Consider the following 15353-nt stretch of genomic DNA (forward strand, 5'->3'; position numbering starts at 1 on the left):
GCTCTTTTTCTGCTATGCTGAAAAAGAGCTTTTTTTTGTTGCCTGCGAAAGGAGAGAATGGCATGTCGGACACGCATGGGGAATGGAATCCGCAGGACCGGAAGAAGACGCTGGAAGCGATCAAAACGAAGCTTTCGCTCGTTCCGGAGCTGCCGGGCTGTTACTTGATGAAGAACCGCGAAGGCACGATCATTTATGTCGGCAAAGCGAAAATATTGCGCAACCGGCTGAGGACTTATTTTACGGGCAGTCATACGGCGAAGACGCAGCTGCTGGTGAGCGAAATCGTCGATTTCGAGTATATCGTGACCGCCAGCAACATGGAAGCGCTCATCCTGGAGTGCAATCTGATCAAGAAGTACGTCCCGAGGTACAATGTACTCCTGAAGGACGATAAATCTTTTCCCTATATAAAAATTACGCACGAGCGGCATCCGAAGCTCGAAGTGACGCGGCGGGTGCATAAGGACAAGGCGAAATATTTCGGCCCGTATCCGAATGCGTACGCCGCTCAGGAAACGAAGAAGCTGCTGGACCGGTTGTACCCGCTGCGCAAGTGCAATACGCTGCCGGATAAGGTATGCCTGTACTACCACTTGGGCCAGTGTATCGCACCCTGTGAGTTCGAGGTCGAGCAGGAGACGTACGATAAGATGGTCGGGGAGATCGCGCGCTTTTTGAACGGCGGCCACGACGAGATCAAGGAGGACCTGAAGCGCAAAATGCAGGAAGCGGCCGAGGAGCTGAACTTCGAACGGGCCAAGGAGCTGCGGGATCAAATTGTGCACATCGACGCCGTCATGGAGAAGCAGAAGATTACGACGAACGATAAGATGGACCGCGACGTATTCGGCTTTGCCGTCGACAAAGGGTGGATGTGTGTCCAGATTCTATATATGCGCCAAGGGAAGCTTATCGAGCGGCATGCGACGATGTTCCCTTACTATGGCGAAGCGTATGACGATTTCACCTCGTTCGTGACCCAGTATTACAGCGATAACCCGGCGCTGCCGAAGGAAATTTTCCTGCCGCCGAATCCGGCGGAGGAACGTCCGGCCGCTGTGGAGACGCCTGCGGCGGGCGCAGGCGCGGAGCAGGGAACGCCTGTGCCGGAGGAGACGGCCGCGGCCGAGACGAAATCCGACGTCAAGGATGCGCTCGAAAGCTGGCTGAAGGTGCGGGTGCATATGCCCCGCCGCGGCTTGAAGAAGAACATGGTTGAGATGGCGAGCGACAACGCGCGCGTGGCGCTTGAAGAGAAGTTTAAGCTGATCGAACGGGATGCCGAGCGGACGATCAAGGCCGTTGAAAATTTGGGCCAATACCTCGGTACGGGCACGATCCATCGCATCGAAGCGTTCGACAACTCGAACATCCAGGGAAGCGACCCGGTGTCGGCGATGGTCGTGTTCACGGACGGCAAGCCGGACCGCAAGGAATACCGCAAGTACAAAATCAAGACGGTGCAGGGACCGGACGATTACGAGACGATGCGTGAGGTCGTCAGACGCCGCTACGAGCGTGTGTTGAAGGAAGGACTGAAGATGCCCGACCTGATCGTCATCGACGGCGGCAGGGGCCATCTGGCGGCTGCAGTGGACGTGCTCGAGAACGAGCTCGGTTTGCATTTGCCGGTATGCGGTCTGGTCAAAGACGCCAAGCACAAGACGGCCCAGCTGTTAATGGGCGATCCGCCCGAAGTGGTGCCATTGCCGCGCGACAGTCAGGAATTTTATTTGCTGCAGCGCATCCAGGACGAGGTGCATCGCTTCGCCATCACGTTCCACCGCGAGACGCGCGCCAAGTCGATGACCGTATCGACGCTCGATTCGATCACGGGCATCGGCGAGAAGCGGCGCAAGGCGCTCTTGAAGCACTTCGGCTCGTTGAAAAAAATAAAAGAGGCTCAAGTCGAAGACTTCAAGCCTCTCGGTATCGGGGAAAAGCTGGCGCAGCACATTCTCGCTTCCTTGAACCGCCCCGCCGAAGGAGCCGAAGCCGGGCCCGGCGCAAGCGATAGCGCCGACCCGATTACGGATGGCGCAGCGGCGGATTCGACGGGGATCGAGGCCTGAAGCGCCCGTGCAGCCTGTGCAGCAGCCAACCGACGACAGCCGGCGCGAAGAAGTACGCGAGGCCGACGGCGGCTTGCCTGTCGTCGCCGCTGTACATCAGCGAGAAGCCCATCAGGATGCTGTCCATCGCCGCGTGGGCGAACAGGGCGGTCAGGAAGCCGTACCGCAAGTACGCGTAACCGAACACGATGCCGATGACCGACACCTCTACAAGCCGGGTGTACACCGGGTATACCGGGTACTGGGTGTGACTCATCGCCCAGATGACGCTAGGCACAAGCACCGCCACGAAAGGACGGCGTGTCAGCTTTAGCATAAGCGACACGCCGAGCACCCGGTAGACGGCTTCCTCGGAGATGGCTGCAGACCAGGCCAGCAGCGGAAACCATTCGGGGTGCAGCATATTGTACACCGAATCGGTCGGGTCGTTCACGGCCCAGACGTCGAACAGCTCGGTGGCGGCGAAGAACAACGCCTGCTGGATGCCGAGAATGAACAGGGCGATCACATATCCGCTGCTCATCGCCTGCTTCACTTGCCCGCCAAAGTCCGCATCACGCCATACGGCCCACGGGCGCTCGCCCCGGTCAAGCGTCAGCCGGCTTCCGGCAACCAGGGCGAAGTAAGAGGACAACGCCATCAGCGCCACATAGATGTTGCTGATCCACAAGTACAACACCGCATCCGGCCCCGAAGGACCGCTGCCGTGCATCGTACGGAAGGCGGGCATCAGATTGTAGTTATTGCTCACATAGATCGCCAGGAACACGATCGACAGCAGCGCGCCGCGCGCGAAGTCGATCTGTTTGCGCTGCCGTACGACGAGGATCAAGGCGGCGAGCGCCATCAGCAGCGATGCGAACAAGCTGATCCGCGTCATCAGAGCGGACCGCTCGTCCTGCATCTGCTGCCAGAGCGTGAAGCTTTCCGGCGGCGGGAATGCCGGGCGGAACGACACCGCTTGCCCGTTCGCCGTCTGCACGTGCAGCTCCAGCGGGGCTTCGCCGATCCGCTCCGTCTTGCTGACGAATACGAATTCGCCGGGCGGGCGTTTGTCCGCAGCGCTGCCAGCCAGTGTGAACGCAGCCGGATCGAAGCCCATATCGCGGACGGCGCTTACGGCGATCGAGGACGCATCCGTTTCCGCCGCCGGCCGCGCTTCGGTTTTGGCCGTCGGCGCTTTCGAAGCGCTATAGCTGATCACCTGACGGTTGTTGAAGTTGACCCCGATGTAATAGGTGGCTTGCCCATCGCGGATTTCCACTTCGTAATAATCGATTGGATAACGCTTCTCGAACCGCTTTCGATACTCTTCCTCCAAGCCTTCCTTCTGGATGTACCCGCTGCGAACCGTGTTCGATTGAAACAACGTATCCGCCGTGCGGCCGGGCGAGAGCCCGAATTTGTGATCGGCGAAGGCGATCGCGAGGTCGGCCGCTTCCGCTTTACTAATGGCAGGCGCCGCCTGTGCTTCCCCGTCAAGATCGTTGTGGTCCTGAATCAGCGGGGCGAGATAAGATAGCCCGAAGTACAGCAGAAGACCGATGACCGCCAGCCATAAGGGGGGACGAGAACCTTTGTTGGGCATGACACACTCCTTATCCGGTAAATCGTAACAGCTTATCTTAATCGTATTCTCCGTTATGGCCATCCATGCTAATAGGGTAATCTCATGATATCACGAGAAACCGCCGGAAAAAACAAGCAAGGAGAAGACTTCACCGTTTGAGAGCGCTGTCATGTATCGTAATGTTCCGAAAATCCTTCCTTTTCCGCCAAATAGAGCTTTGTACTTCGTTCCAAAGAACCTTATAATTCATATCAATTGAATAAGAAGCCGAATTTCTTCAAGAAAACGGGGGAACCATGAATCATAGGGGTGAATTCCGTGCAGGGCCGGGTAACGGGCCGCATGGATAGGGGGCCTGTATACCCGAATCCGTCAGCTAACCTCGTAGGCTTGTGTTACAGGAACCTTGGATGGCACTGGGTTTCCCGTGTCTTTTTTTTGTTGTTCATAAAAAGTTGAGAAGGTGCAGGTTCAGGATGAAATCCAAATCGAAAAAAATCGAGCTTACCCCGCCGCAAATTTTGGTCATCGGGTTCGCCTTGATCATACTGGCGGGCGCCGGCTTGTTAACGCTCCCGGTGTCAGCGGCGTCCGGGGTGCCGACGCCTTTCCTGGACGCGTTGTTCACGGCGACCTCGGCGACCTGTGTGACCGGTCTGGCCGTAGTCGATACAGGCACTCATTGGTCTTTATTCGGCAAGATTGTCATTATTTCGTTGATTCAGGTCGGCGGTCTCGGGTTCATGACCATGGCCACCCTGTTCGCCTTCGCCTTGAATAAGCGGCTTTCGCTGAAAGAACGGCTCATTCTTCAAGAAGCGATGAATCAGGGCAGCATGGAAGGCATCGTGCGCTTAATCCGTAAAGTTCTGGTGTACTCGTTGACGATCGAGTTCACAGCGGCTGTCATCTTCGCCATCCGGTGGTCGTTCGATTTAGGTCCGGTGCGTGCGCTGGGGTATGGGGTGTTTCATGCGATCTCGTTCTTTAACAACGCCGGGTTCGATCTGTTCGGTCCGATTACCGGCCAGTTCTCCAGCATTACGGCTTACGCGGACGATTATGTGATCAATATCGTCTCCATGGCGTTGATTATATTAGGAGGGATCGGGTTTGTCGTCCTGTCCGACTTGATGGAGTACAAGCAGCGCCGCCGGCTGTCGCTCCATTCCAAGGTCGTGTTGAGCGCGAGCGGCATTCTGATCCTGGTCGGCGCCATCGTCATCTTCATCTTTGAATTTACGAATCCGAAGACGCTTGCCACGCTTAACTGGAACGGTAAAATACTGGCTTCGTTCTTTCAATCGGTCTCCCCTCGAACGGCCGGCGCGAACAGCATCGACATCGCGGGCATGAGGCAGGCGACGCAGTTTTTCATTATTGTTCTCATGTTCATCGGGGCGTCCCCGGGATCGACGGGTGGCGGGATCAAGACGACGACGTTCACGACGCTGATCGGGGCGATTATCGCGATGATCCGGGGGAAAGAGGATATCGTGCTGTTCCATAACCGGCTCGGCAAAGACCGGATTCTTAAAGCGATTACGTTAACCATGATCGCCTTGTTCTGGGTCATCCTCGTCACCATGCTGCTGTCCACGACGGAAGATCACAATTTCCTGATGATTTTGTTCGAAGCGACGTCGGCTTTCGGCACGGTCGGACTGTCGATGGGGCTCACGCCCGATTTGACCACGTTCGGCAAGTTGATGATCGCCCTTACGATGTTTATCGGCCGGCTCGGTCCGTTGACGCTCGCGTATGCGCTCGGTCCGAAGGCAGAGAAAGAGCTGTTCAGATACCCGGAAGGGAAAATTACGATTGGATAGGGAGAGGCATTCGATGAAACGCAGTCAGTACGCGGTAATCGGACTCGGCCGTTTCGGCTCGAGTCTGGCAAAGGAGCTCATACAGCTCGGTTATGAAGTAATGGGGATCGATATGGACGAGGAAGCGGTAGAAGAAATGAGCGAAGAGCTCACGCACGTCGTCGTTGCGGATTCGACGGACGAAGATGTCATTCGTTCGCTTGGGATCCGGAATTTTGATTGCGTGATCGTAGCGATCGGCAACGATATTCAAGCCAGCATCCTGACGACGATCCTCTTGAAGGATATCGGGGTGAAGATGGTTGTGGCCAAGGCGTTGTCCGAGCTGCACGGGAAGGTGCTGCATAAGATCGGCGTCGACCGGGTCATTTTCCCGGAACGGGATATGGGCATTCGCGTCGCGCATCAGCTGGTTTCCCCGAATCTGCTCGATTATATCGAGCTGTCGAAGGAGTACACGATCGCCGAGCTGGCCGTTCCGAAGTGTTTGGACGGTCTGTCGTTGAAGGAGCTTGATACCCGGGCTCGTTATGGCTGCAGCGTCGTCGCTATCAATAAGAAGCATGGCGACGTGATCATCGCGCCGACGGCTACCGATACCGTAGACGAGAAGGACGTCATGGTCATCATTGGCACGAACGAACAGATCGAGCATTTCGAGAACACTTTGGTTCGTTAAGGCTTTGTTAGACGATCGACCGTTATGTTTATATAGGAAGGAGCCGCGGAGAGTTGGAGAATGCCGTACTTATCGAGCATGTCATCTTTTTAATCGTTTCCGTCTTATTTCTGGGCATGATTTTCGGAAAAGCGGCGAATTGGCTGAAACTGCCGGACGTCGCTCTCTTTTTGGCCGCAGGCATGATCGTCGGTCAAGGGCTGCACCTGATTCACGAGCCGAGCAGCACGTTCACGAATCAATTCATCTTAACCGTCGGTTCCGCGCTCATCTTATTCGACGGGGGGCGCAACATCCGGCTGTCGGGCCTTCGCCAGGTATGGGTCACCCTTACCTTGCTAAGCGTGCCGGGCGTGCTGATTACGTGCGCGGTCGTCGCTTTCGCCGCCCATTACCTGCTGGGGATCCCGTTCATGTATGCGGTGCTGCTTGGGGCGATTATTTCGTCGACCGACCCGGCGACGCTGATCCCCGTCTTCAAGCAAGTGAAGATCCGGAGCAAAGTACGGGAAACGGTGGAAAGCGAATCCGCCTTCAACGACGCAACCGGCTCGATCCTCACCTTCTCGGTGCTCGGCGCGATTACGGGCGGACAGGCGATATCGCTTTCCTCAAGCGTGCTCGAGTTTCTGCAAACGGCGCTCGGCGGCATCGCGGTCGGCATCGGCGTCGGGTTCGGGCTGGCGTTCATCACGGCGCACCTGAGGCTCGGATGGCTGCGCGATTACACCACGATCGCCCTCGTCGTTACCGCGCTTGGGGCCTACTGGCTGGGCGACGCGCTGCATGTGAGCGGATTTATGGCGACGTTCACGGCCGGACTGATTTGGGGGAACAGCGATTTGTTCAAGCTCCACATGGACGACAAGCTGCAGGAAATGGGCCACTTTACCGAAAATATGACGGTGCTGATGCGCATGCTTATTTTCATTCTGCTCGGAAGCCAGGTAAACTTCGGCATTATCTTCGAACACTTGTGGCCGAGCCTCGGTGTCATTGCGGTATTCATGCTGATCGCAAGGCCGCTTACCGTGCTGGCCTCCGCGCTTCCGGACCGGAAGGCCAAGTGGGAGCGGAACGAGATTGTATTTATGTTCTGGGTGCGGGAGACGGGCGTCATTCCCGCCGCGCTGTCGGGTATGGTAGCCGGGATGGGCATCGCGCATGCGGACATCATCTCGTCCGTTACGTTCCTGGCGGTGCTGCTCACGATCCTGCTCCAGGCGAGCACGACGGCTTATGCCGCGCGCAAGCTGGGGCTCGAGGAGAAGTGAGCCTGGAGGGTCAACGGTAATGCTTCACCGCCAGGTCGATAAACCGCCGGATCGGCGCTTCGAGAGCGGCTTCCTCCGTATATAGGAGCGAAGTCGTTCTTTTCGTTTGCTCCAGCTCGGGGACGAAACGAACGGTCAGCTCATTGTTGCCGACCAGCGGATGGCGCAGGTACGATTCCGGGAGCAGCGTGGCTGTCTGGCACGTCGCGACGAGGCGGACGATCGCTTCGAACGAATCGATCTCCATCTTCACATCCGGATGGACGCCGCAGCGATGGAACATTTCGTCCATCAGTACGCGATACCATGTCCCGCGGGAGAATAAGATCATCGGCAGCTCGTGCAAATCGTGAACGGTCAAGCCGGCGTGATCGGCATAAGGGTGTGCGGCGGGGAGCACCAGACAGAGATGATCGTCGAACAGCGGGACGCTGACGAGGCCGGGGTCGTCGATTTGCGAGGCGACAAGACCGATGTCGACTTTTTTCTCCTTGACGAGCGGGACGACCTCGTGCGTTTTGCCGGTGACGGCTTTAATATCGGTATGCGGATGCTCGCGTGTATAAATGGTGATCAAATCGGGCAAGGTGGATTGCAGGGTGGTCAGACTGGCGCCGATGACGATGCTGGCCGGTTTCGTCGCGGAACGGAACGCGCGCAGCGAATCGTGCAGCTTCCGCTCCAGACGCTGCTGATCGAGCGCATATTCGTAACAGACCTCGCCGGCGCGCGTCAGCTCGAGCCGCTTGCCTTTACGGCGGAACAGCTCGACGCCAAGCTCCTGCTCCAGCTTCATGATTTTGCGCGAAAGGGCGGGCTGCGAGATGTTCAGCAATTGTGACGCTTTATTCAAGCTTTGCTGCTGCACGACCGTGACGAACATGTCGAATTGTTCCATAGTTATTCCTTTCTATATGCACTGTAGTTATAAGAGATTATAAGAAATCGGCACTTCCATTATAAGCGAAATAAGAGTAGGATGTATATGTCACGGATTGTTCACAATAATTACCGTGAACCGTATACAAGACTGTCGATTCATGGAAAATAGTTGTATCGTTTTGTGTTGACGCTCTCAGGCGTCGGGAGTACAATGGGTAATGGTTTTCACGAAGGCCGTGGCAAGCCTAATTTTAGGGGGGAACGAAGGGTAATGTTCAAGAACTCGTACTTTTCACGAAAGCTCCATTCCTTACTGGGGGTTATTCCGGTCGGGTTTTTCCTGATCGAACACCTGCTGACGAACTACTCGGCAGCGAAGGGCGGACCCGAGAGCTTTCTTGAGCACGTCGAATGGCTGCACAGTTTGCCGCTCGTATTGGCGCTCGAAATTTTCGGCATTTGGATTCCGCTGGCGTATCACGCGATTTACGGTTTGTATGTCGCCTACACGGCGCGAAATAACGTAAATAACTACGGCTATTTCCGCAACGTGATGTTCTTCTTGCAGCGCGTGACCGGTGTGGTTACGTTCCTGTTCGTGGCGTGGCACTTTTTCCAAACCCGTTTTCAAATTGCGATCGGCAGCGTCGAGCAAATGGAGATCGGCTCGCATATGCACCAAATCGCATCGAATCCGGTTTACTTCGTATTGTATGTAATCGGCGTCATCGCCGCTGTGTTCCACTTCAGCAACGGCATGTGGTCGTTCCTGGTCAGCTGGGGCATTACGGTCGGTCCGCGCGCGCAGCGTGTGTCGACTTACGTTTGGATGGGCGTTTTCGTGGTGATGTCCGCTATGTTCATTATGTCGCTGACGGCATTCTTGGATCCAGCGTTTCAGCATGTAACGTCAGTAACGAAAGGTTAAGGGGGATCGGACAATCATGGCGAATTCGAAAGTTATCGTAGTCGGTGGGGGCCTTGCAGGCTTGATGGCCACCATTAAAGCTGCAGAAGCCGGAGTCCATGTCGACTTGTTCTCTCTGGTTCCTGTTAAACGTTCTCACTCCGTCTGTGCTCAAGGGGGCATCAACGGCGCCGTTAACACAAAAGGCGAAGGCGATTCTCCCTGGGAGCACTTTGACGACTCTGTATACGGTGGCGACTTCCTTGCCAACCAACCGCCGGTTAAAGCGATGTGCGAAGCCGCGCCGGGCATCATTCACTTAATGGACCGGATGGGCGTTATGTTTAACCGTACCCCGGAAGGCTTGCTTGACTTCCGCCGCTTCGGGGGCACGAAGCATCACCGTACGGCGTTCGCCGGCGCCACGACAGGCCAGCAGCTCTTGTACGCGCTCGACGAGCAAGTACGCCGCTGGGAAACGGCCGGCCTCGTGAAGAAATACGAGCACTGGGAATTCCTCGGCGCGATTCTGGACGACGACGGCGTATGCCGCGGTATTGCCGGACAAGATCTGCGCAGCATGGAAGTCAATACGTTCGCTGCGGATGCGGTTATTTTGGCGACGGGCGGTCCCGGGATCATTTTCGGGAAAACGACGAACTCGGTTATCAATACGGGTACGGCAGCCAGTGCCGTATATCAGCAAGGCGTATATTATGCGAACGGCGAATTCATTCAGATTCACCCGACGGCGATTCCCGGGGACGACAAGCTGCGTCTGATGAGCGAATCGGCTCGCGGTGAAGGCGGACGAGTATGGACGTACAAGGACGGGAAGCCTTGGTATTTCCTCGAAGAGAAATATCCGGCTTACGGAAACCTGGTTCCGCGCGATATCGCGACTCGCGAAATTTTCGCTGTCTGCGTCGACATGAAGCTCGGCGTCAACGGCGAGAACATGGTTTACCTCGACTTGTCGCATAAAGATCCGAAGGAGCTCGACGTCAAGCTGGGCGGTATTATCGAGATCTACGAGAAATTCATGGGAGACGATCCGCGTAAAATCCCGATGAAGATTTTCCCGGCCGTTCACTATTCGATGGGCGGTATGTGGGTCGACTACAACCAGATGACGAACATTCCGGGCTTGTTCGCCGCAGGCGAGTGCGAGTACCAGTACCACGGCGCGAACCGTCTGGGCGCGAACTCCTTGCTCTCCGCGATCTACGGCGGTATGGTGGCCGGTCCGAAAGCGATCGAGTACATCAAAGGGTTGGATAAGCATGCGGAGGACATTTCCTCGACCGTTTACGAACGTTATGCGAAGCTGCACACCGAGAAGTACGAAAGCATCCTGAAAATGAACGGTACGGAAAATGCGTACGTGCTTGGCAAAGAGCTCGGCGAATGGATGACCAACAACATGACGGTCGTTCGCTACAACAAAAACCTGGAGCAAACGATCGATAAAATCAACGAGCTGAAGCAGCGCTACAAAAACATTAACATCAACGACTCGGCTCGCTTCAACAACCCGGGCGTCGCTTATACGCGTCAATTGTGGAACATGCTGGAGCTCGCGCACGCGATGACGCTTGGCGGACTTCTTCGTAACGAGAGCCGCGGCGCGCACTACAAGCCGGAGTTCCCGGAACGTAACGACGAGGAGTTCTTGAAGACGACGAAGGCGAAATGGACGGCCGACGGCCCGCAAATCGAGTGGGAAGATGTCGACGTCTCCTTGATCGCGCCGCGTAAACGTGACTACACAACCGACAAGAAGAAGGGAGGTCATTGATCATGGCCGAAGCAACCGCGACAGCAAACAAAAAGATTAAGTTTATCGTCACCCGTCAGGACTCAGCGGAAAGCAAGCCGTATACGGAAGAGTTCGAGGTTCCATACCGTCCGAACATGAACGTGATCAGCGCTCTGATGGAGGTACAGCGGAATCCCGTGAATGCCAAAGGCGACAAAACGACGCCGGTGTGCTGGGAATCGAACTGTTTGGAAGAAGTATGCGGAGCTTGCTCCATGGTCATTAACGGAAAGCCGCGCCAAGCTTGCAGCGCGCTTGTCGACAAGCTGGAGCAGCCGATCCGGATCGCTCCGATGAGCACCTTCCCGGTCGTCCGCGACCTGGTCATCAACCGTGAGCGCATGTTCTCGGCTTTGAAGAAAGTGAAAGCGTGGATTCCGATCGACGGTACGTACGATCTCGGACCGGGACCGCGGATGGCGGAGTCCAAGCGTCAATGGGCCTATGAGCTGTCCAAATGTATGACTTGCGGCGTGTGCCTGGAATCCTGTCCGAATGTGAACGACAAGACGACGTTCATCGGACCGGCTGCCATTTCGCAAGTACGGTTGTTCAACGCTCACCCGACGGGCGAGATGAACGCTCACGAGCGTCTGGAAGCGCTGATGGAAGACGGCGGCATCGAAGGCTGCGGCAACTCGCAGAACTGCGTGCGCTCCTGCCCGAAAGGCATTCCGCTTACGACTTCGATCGCGGCGATGAATCTCGACACGACGAAGCATCTGTTCAAGAAATGGCTCAGCATGTAATTACCTTACGCCGAACTTGATACAATGATGAAGGCTCCCTACCTTGCGCTTGGCGCGGTAGGGAGCCTTTTTGTGATTGAAGGACTAGCTGTGCACCAATTCTTTCGTCTGCAGCTGCAGTGGCGGCGGCACGAGCCAGCCCTTGGCTTTGTTCATGCGCAGCAGCTTGCTGCTGAGGCCGGTCTTGGTTTGATGATACTTCGTAAATAACATGCCAATATCCTCGCGAATGGCTTGACCGATGATTTGGCTGCACATGTTTAATCCGATGATCAGATCGACGCTCAATGAGGCGGATATTTCCTGATCGGTGAAACGAGCGCCTGCCGGAATGTCTTCCAGATTCGCTTTCGGCTTCTCCGGCGGCGACGGCGGGGGGGTGATGCCGTTCTTGATTAACAGTGCATCGCAGTCATCGATTTCTTTAGCCGCGACATCGATTAATTCCTTCATGAATTCTCTTAAATCCGAATCACCGGCGTGATTACGCAGCGTATGGTAACCGGTTGAAGCTAGCTTTGTCTGCGAGCTGAATGCCCACAAAGCATAAATTTCACCATAATGCATAGGCTCGTGTTTCGGATTTCCGTCTAAGATTCCCATATCGATTCTCCTTCGCATGGTGATGAAGTTCCTCGTGTAGTATGTACGGAGAACCGACGATCTATCTTCCCTTACCGTAGGAATTATTGGCGTCTTGCGTCCTGCATATCTTCCGGTGTTTGGTGACAAAACATGAAGGCATACTCTGCAACTCATATTGTTCTAACGGATGGAGGGAAGCTCGATGCGCAAAGGCAAAAACAAAAGCATGAATCAAACCATGCAGTCGATGGCCGATCACTCGAATCAGGCGGTGGAAAGCAAAGCTTACACCATGCCGACCTATCACAAGGACAAGCATGAGCCGAATAGACCGTCGATATAACGATGGTCTTGTTCAGCCGTTTCGCCAGAGGGCGGAACGGTTTTTTTCTTATCCGCTGCATTGACGCGTCCAATGGATTGGCGGTAAAATGAAAAGATTAAACGCTTAAATCGATTATTTTTATTCTATGAAAGTTTTGAGCAGGGAGAGGGAAACGCGGCATGAGTAAAAAGCGGCAAATCACCATCGTCGATATCGCCGAAGCGGCTGGAGTATCCATTGCTACGGTTTCTAACGTGTTGAACAGGCGCAATGTGCCGATGACGCCGGAAACGATCCGTAAAGTGGAACAGACGGCGGAACAGCTCGGCTACCGCCGCAACGTTATGGCCGCCAGTCTAAGCCGGAAGAAGTCGTATGAGCTCGGCATGCTCGTGCCTGTCTTCGGCGGATATCACGGGCAGTTTGCCGAAGAAATGCAGCGTATGGCGCATGGGTACGGGTACCATTTGTCCGTTTTTTCGGCAGCGGGGTTCGATCCGGAGATAGAGAAGCGCCACCTGGATGTGCTGCTGCAGCGCCGGGTGGACGGGCTCATCTGCCACGGGCTGGCGATGTCGCAGGAAGCGACCCGCCATCTGGTGGGCGAAGGGACGCCGCTTGTTTTGTTTAATGCGTGGGGATGGCCGAACGACATCGCCGTCGGGGCCGTGAACCTCGATTTTGTCGATGGCTGTGACGAGGCTGTGAGACATCTGTATGAGCAGGGCTGCCGAACGATTGTGTATTTGGCCAAAACAAGCTTGTACGCTACCGATCTTCAACGAAGAGCGGGCTTTCGAAACGGGCTTTCGAAGCTGCCTGAACCGGTGCCGTACGACATGATCGATTCGGATGAGGTGGAGACGATCGACCAGGCGTTGGAACAAGTGGAGAGACTCTGGAATCGAGAAGCTCCGGTCGGCATTCTTGGGTTCGACGATGTGATTTCGCTGGCATTCATGTCCGCCGTACAACGGCGGGGGTACCGGGTGCCGGAGGATTTTCGGATTGCCGGCATCAATAACGATCCGGTGACGACGGTGTGCCACCCGATGCTGACGTCGCTCGATATCCCGTATGCGCTGCAGGCTGAAATGACCATGATGCTGATGCTTGAGGCGCTTGGCGATACGAGAGCGCTGAAGCAATCTCCGGCTGATGAGGCGCGGAAGCTTAAACGTATCGGCCATGAAATTCAAATTCCGCTCCGCCTGATTGCGCGGAGATCGAGCATTGCGGAAGCGCTCGAATAAAGACGCCTTGCCTCTCCGGTCACCACAGTTCGTGGGGGTCAGGTGAGGCAAGGCGTCTTGACGTCTTCTAGAAGACAGGACCGATACTCCGGGTCTGCTTCTGCTCCTTGGCCAGCATAAATTGCTTGCCGTATTCGCCGTGCGGGTGGATGCCCGCATGCTCCATCTGGATCGTCGTGTGCTCGATGCCGTACTTGTTCTTCAGCGTCTCGTTGATGGCGAGGATGATGCAGAACGGCTGGATGCTGTCGTCGATAAAGACGTGCGCCGTGAGGGAATAATGATCCGAGGACACGGCCCACAGATGCATCTCGTGCACATCTTCGACACCTTCCACGGCAGCGATGGCTGCCCGGATTTCATCCAGATCGAAGCGCTCCGGCACCGATTCCATCAGGACGAGGTACGATTCCTTAATGATTTTCGCACCGCCGGTGAAGATGATGCCGCCGATGACAATGCTGATAATCGGGTCGAACCAAGGCAATCCGGTATAATAAATGAGTACGGCAGAAACAATAACTCCAATGGAGCTTAGCAAATCTCCGATAAAATGCCATAAAGCGCTTTTCACGTTCAAATTTTCCTCTTCCTTCATACTGCGGCTGAGCACTAGCGTCAGGACGAGGTTGACTGTCAGCCCGATGGAGGCAATGATCAGCATGAGCTTGAGATCGATCGGCTCCGGGTTCATAAATCGCCGTATCCCTTCGATACAGATGCCGATCGAAATGATGGCCAGCGCCAGACCGTTGAGGAACGAAGCGATAATCTCAAAACGGAGGAAGCCGAACGTATATTTGGCGTTTGGCTGTCTCGTCGCCATATAGATGGCAACCATGCTCAATCCGAGAGCGAGCACGTCTGAGATCATATGCGCGGAATCGGAGAGCAGGGCGAGCGAATTGGACAGCAGTCCGCCAATGACTTCAACGATGGTGAAGAATAAAGTTAAACTCAGCGTGATCCACAGCGTTTTCTTGGAACGGCTTTGTTTCTTCGCATGGTCGAGATGGTGATAATCGTACATCCGAATCACCCTTTCTGTAAGGTAAGTCCTTGATTGGATTATACGTCAAGGTCGAAATTTTGGCAAATACTTTAATTGATATCGATTTTAAGCCTTTTGAGACTAATTATCGGTATCAAGTTAGCGTTTTCTTTGATTTTGATAATATTTCTCGATTTTATGATATTGATTCTCATTCCGGCATATAACGCTTTCAATTTTGTTACATAATTGAAATATATCTGTTACGTGTTTAACATGTTATCCGTGTATTATAGATAGCAAGACCCCCTTTTTAATATATACACCCTTAGATCCGCCCCGTTGGCGGGTCTCTTTTTTTGTCTGTATGTCTAGGAGCCCTTGTCCCATAGGGGCCCCCGTGGCCAGCTTTTCC

Annotated in this window: 13 protein-coding genes and 1 riboswitch; of the genes, 9 read left to right on the forward strand and 4 right to left on the reverse strand. The window is 55.0% G+C overall.

Annotated elements, in window-relative coordinates:
• Positions 1 to 62 precede the first annotated feature (62 nt).
• A complete protein-coding gene (uvrC, locus tag ACZ439_RS18755; RefSeq protein WP_464620030.1) occupies positions 63 to 2075 on the forward strand; it encodes an excinuclease ABC subunit UvrC in 2013 nt (670 codons plus the stop codon).
• Here the strand turns inward: uvrC and ACZ439_RS18760 are convergent.
• Positions 2032 to 3663 carry a CPBP family intramembrane glutamic endopeptidase gene (locus ACZ439_RS18760; RefSeq protein ID WP_464620031.1) on the reverse strand — a complete coding sequence of 544 codons (1632 nt, stop codon included), beginning with the start codon at positions 3661 to 3663 and terminating at the stop codon, positions 2032 to 2034. The two genes, uvrC and ACZ439_RS18760, sit on opposite strands and share 44 nt — an antisense overlap.
• A 237-nt stretch (positions 3664 to 3900) precedes the next feature.
• Positions 3901 to 4051, forward strand: a riboswitch (cyclic di-AMP (ydaO/yuaA leader).
• 70 nt (positions 4052 to 4121) lie between these two features.
• Between ACZ439_RS18760 and ACZ439_RS18765 the strand changes: the two genes are divergently transcribed.
• The 3 genes from ACZ439_RS18765 to ACZ439_RS18775 are packed head-to-tail and all read left to right on the forward strand — an operon-like array spanning position 4122 to position 7427.
• Positions 4122 to 5474: a TrkH family potassium uptake protein gene (locus ACZ439_RS18765; RefSeq protein ID WP_464620032.1), complete on the forward strand. Its 1353-nt coding sequence runs from the start codon at positions 4122 to 4124 to the stop codon at positions 5472 to 5474.
• Between the two features lie 13 nt (positions 5475 to 5487).
• Complete coding sequence (locus tag ACZ439_RS18770; protein WP_054797794.1) at positions 5488 to 6153, forward strand: potassium channel family protein; 666 nt, start codon at positions 5488 to 5490, stop codon at positions 6151 to 6153.
• A 53-nt stretch (positions 6154 to 6206) separates the two neighbouring features.
• Positions 6207 to 7427 carry a cation:proton antiporter gene (locus ACZ439_RS18775; RefSeq protein WP_054797795.1) on the forward strand — a complete coding sequence of 407 codons (1221 nt, stop codon included), beginning with the start codon at positions 6207 to 6209 and terminating at the stop codon, positions 7425 to 7427.
• A gap of 10 nt (positions 7428 to 7437) precedes the next feature.
• Here ACZ439_RS18775 and ACZ439_RS18780 read toward each other — a convergent pair whose 3' ends face one another.
• Positions 7438 to 8325: a LysR family transcriptional regulator gene (locus tag ACZ439_RS18780; protein WP_127604872.1), complete on the reverse strand. Its 888-nt coding sequence runs from the start codon at positions 8323 to 8325 to the stop codon at positions 7438 to 7440.
• 255 nt (positions 8326 to 8580) lie between these two features.
• Here ACZ439_RS18780 and ACZ439_RS18785 point away from each other — a divergent pair, with 255 nt between their 5' ends.
• The 3 genes from ACZ439_RS18785 to sdhB are packed head-to-tail and all read left to right on the forward strand — an operon-like array spanning position 8581 to position 11784.
• Entirely contained in the window at positions 8581 to 9237 is a 657-nt protein-coding gene (locus tag ACZ439_RS18785) for a succinate dehydrogenase cytochrome b558 subunit (protein ID WP_054797796.1), read from the forward strand.
• Between the two features lie 16 nt (positions 9238 to 9253).
• Positions 9254 to 11014: a succinate dehydrogenase flavoprotein subunit gene (gene sdhA / locus ACZ439_RS18790; protein ID WP_127604870.1), complete on the forward strand. Its 1761-nt coding sequence runs from the start codon at positions 9254 to 9256 to the stop codon at positions 11012 to 11014.
• A gap of 2 nt (positions 11015 to 11016) precedes the next feature.
• The gene (sdhB, locus tag ACZ439_RS18795) at positions 11017 to 11784 is read left to right on the forward strand and encodes a succinate dehydrogenase iron-sulfur subunit (RefSeq protein WP_127604868.1); all 768 of its coding nucleotides are present in this window, start codon (positions 11017 to 11019) and stop codon (positions 11782 to 11784) included.
• 84 nt (positions 11785 to 11868) lie between these two features.
• Here sdhB and ACZ439_RS18800 read toward each other — a convergent pair whose 3' ends face one another.
• Positions 11869 to 12387 (reverse strand): DUF3231 family protein, encoded by a 519-nt coding sequence (locus ACZ439_RS18800; protein ID WP_054797797.1) that lies wholly within the window; start codon positions 12385 to 12387, stop codon positions 11869 to 11871.
• Between the two features lie 184 nt (positions 12388 to 12571).
• On the opposite strand from ACZ439_RS18800, the gene ACZ439_RS18805 reads away from it, so the two are divergent.
• Together ACZ439_RS18805 and ACZ439_RS18810 are read left to right on the forward strand one after the other, a co-directional pair.
• The gene (locus ACZ439_RS18805) at positions 12572 to 12712 is read left to right on the forward strand and encodes a hypothetical protein (RefSeq protein WP_155614605.1); all 141 of its coding nucleotides are present in this window, start codon (positions 12572 to 12574) and stop codon (positions 12710 to 12712) included.
• Positions 12713 to 12873: 161 nt separating this feature from the next.
• The gene (locus tag ACZ439_RS18810) at positions 12874 to 13947 is read left to right on the forward strand and encodes a LacI family DNA-binding transcriptional regulator (protein ID WP_127604864.1); all 1074 of its coding nucleotides are present in this window, start codon (positions 12874 to 12876) and stop codon (positions 13945 to 13947) included.
• 67 nt (positions 13948 to 14014) lie between these two features.
• Here ACZ439_RS18810 and ACZ439_RS18815 read toward each other — a convergent pair whose 3' ends face one another.
• Positions 14015 to 14977 carry a cation diffusion facilitator family transporter gene (locus ACZ439_RS18815; protein ID WP_054797798.1) on the reverse strand — a complete coding sequence of 321 codons (963 nt, stop codon included), beginning with the start codon at positions 14975 to 14977 and terminating at the stop codon, positions 14015 to 14017.
• Between the last annotated feature and the right edge of the window lie 376 nt (positions 14978 to 15353).

Source organism: Paenibacillus sp. JCM 9796 (assembly GCF_055379675.1).

Excerpts from the sequence above, each read along its gene's own strand:
- ACZ439_RS18800 (WP_054797797.1), bottom strand. The coding sequence starts at position 12,387 with ATGGGAATCTTAGACGGAAATCCGAAACACGAGCCTATGCATTATGGT.
- ACZ439_RS18770 (WP_054797794.1), top strand. The coding sequence starts at position 5,488 with ATGAAACGCAGTCAGTACGCGGTAATCGGACTCGGCCGTTTCGGCTCG.
- ACZ439_RS18760 (WP_464620031.1), bottom strand. The coding sequence starts at position 3,663 with ATGCCCAACAAAGGTTCTCGTCCCCCCTTATGGCTGGCGGTCATCGGT.
- ACZ439_RS18805 (WP_155614605.1), top strand. The coding sequence starts at position 12,572 with ATGCGCAAAGGCAAAAACAAAAGCATGAATCAAACCATGCAGTCGATG.
- ACZ439_RS18765 (WP_464620032.1), top strand. The coding sequence starts at position 4,122 with ATGAAATCCAAATCGAAAAAAATCGAGCTTACCCCGCCGCAAATTTTG.
- ACZ439_RS18780 (WP_127604872.1), bottom strand. The coding sequence starts at position 8,325 with ATGGAACAATTCGACATGTTCGTCACGGTCGTGCAGCAGCAAAGCTTG.
- sdhA (WP_127604870.1), top strand. The coding sequence starts at position 9,254 with ATGGCGAATTCGAAAGTTATCGTAGTCGGTGGGGGCCTTGCAGGCTTG.
- uvrC (WP_464620030.1), top strand. The coding sequence starts at position 63 with ATGTCGGACACGCATGGGGAATGGAATCCGCAGGACCGGAAGAAGACG.
- ACZ439_RS18810 (WP_127604864.1), top strand. The coding sequence starts at position 12,874 with ATGAGTAAAAAGCGGCAAATCACCATCGTCGATATCGCCGAAGCGGCT.
- ACZ439_RS18785 (WP_054797796.1), top strand. The coding sequence starts at position 8,581 with ATGTTCAAGAACTCGTACTTTTCACGAAAGCTCCATTCCTTACTGGGG.
- sdhB (WP_127604868.1), top strand. The coding sequence starts at position 11,017 with ATGGCCGAAGCAACCGCGACAGCAAACAAAAAGATTAAGTTTATCGTC.
- ACZ439_RS18815 (WP_054797798.1), bottom strand. The coding sequence starts at position 14,977 with ATGTACGATTATCACCATCTCGACCATGCGAAGAAACAAAGCCGTTCC.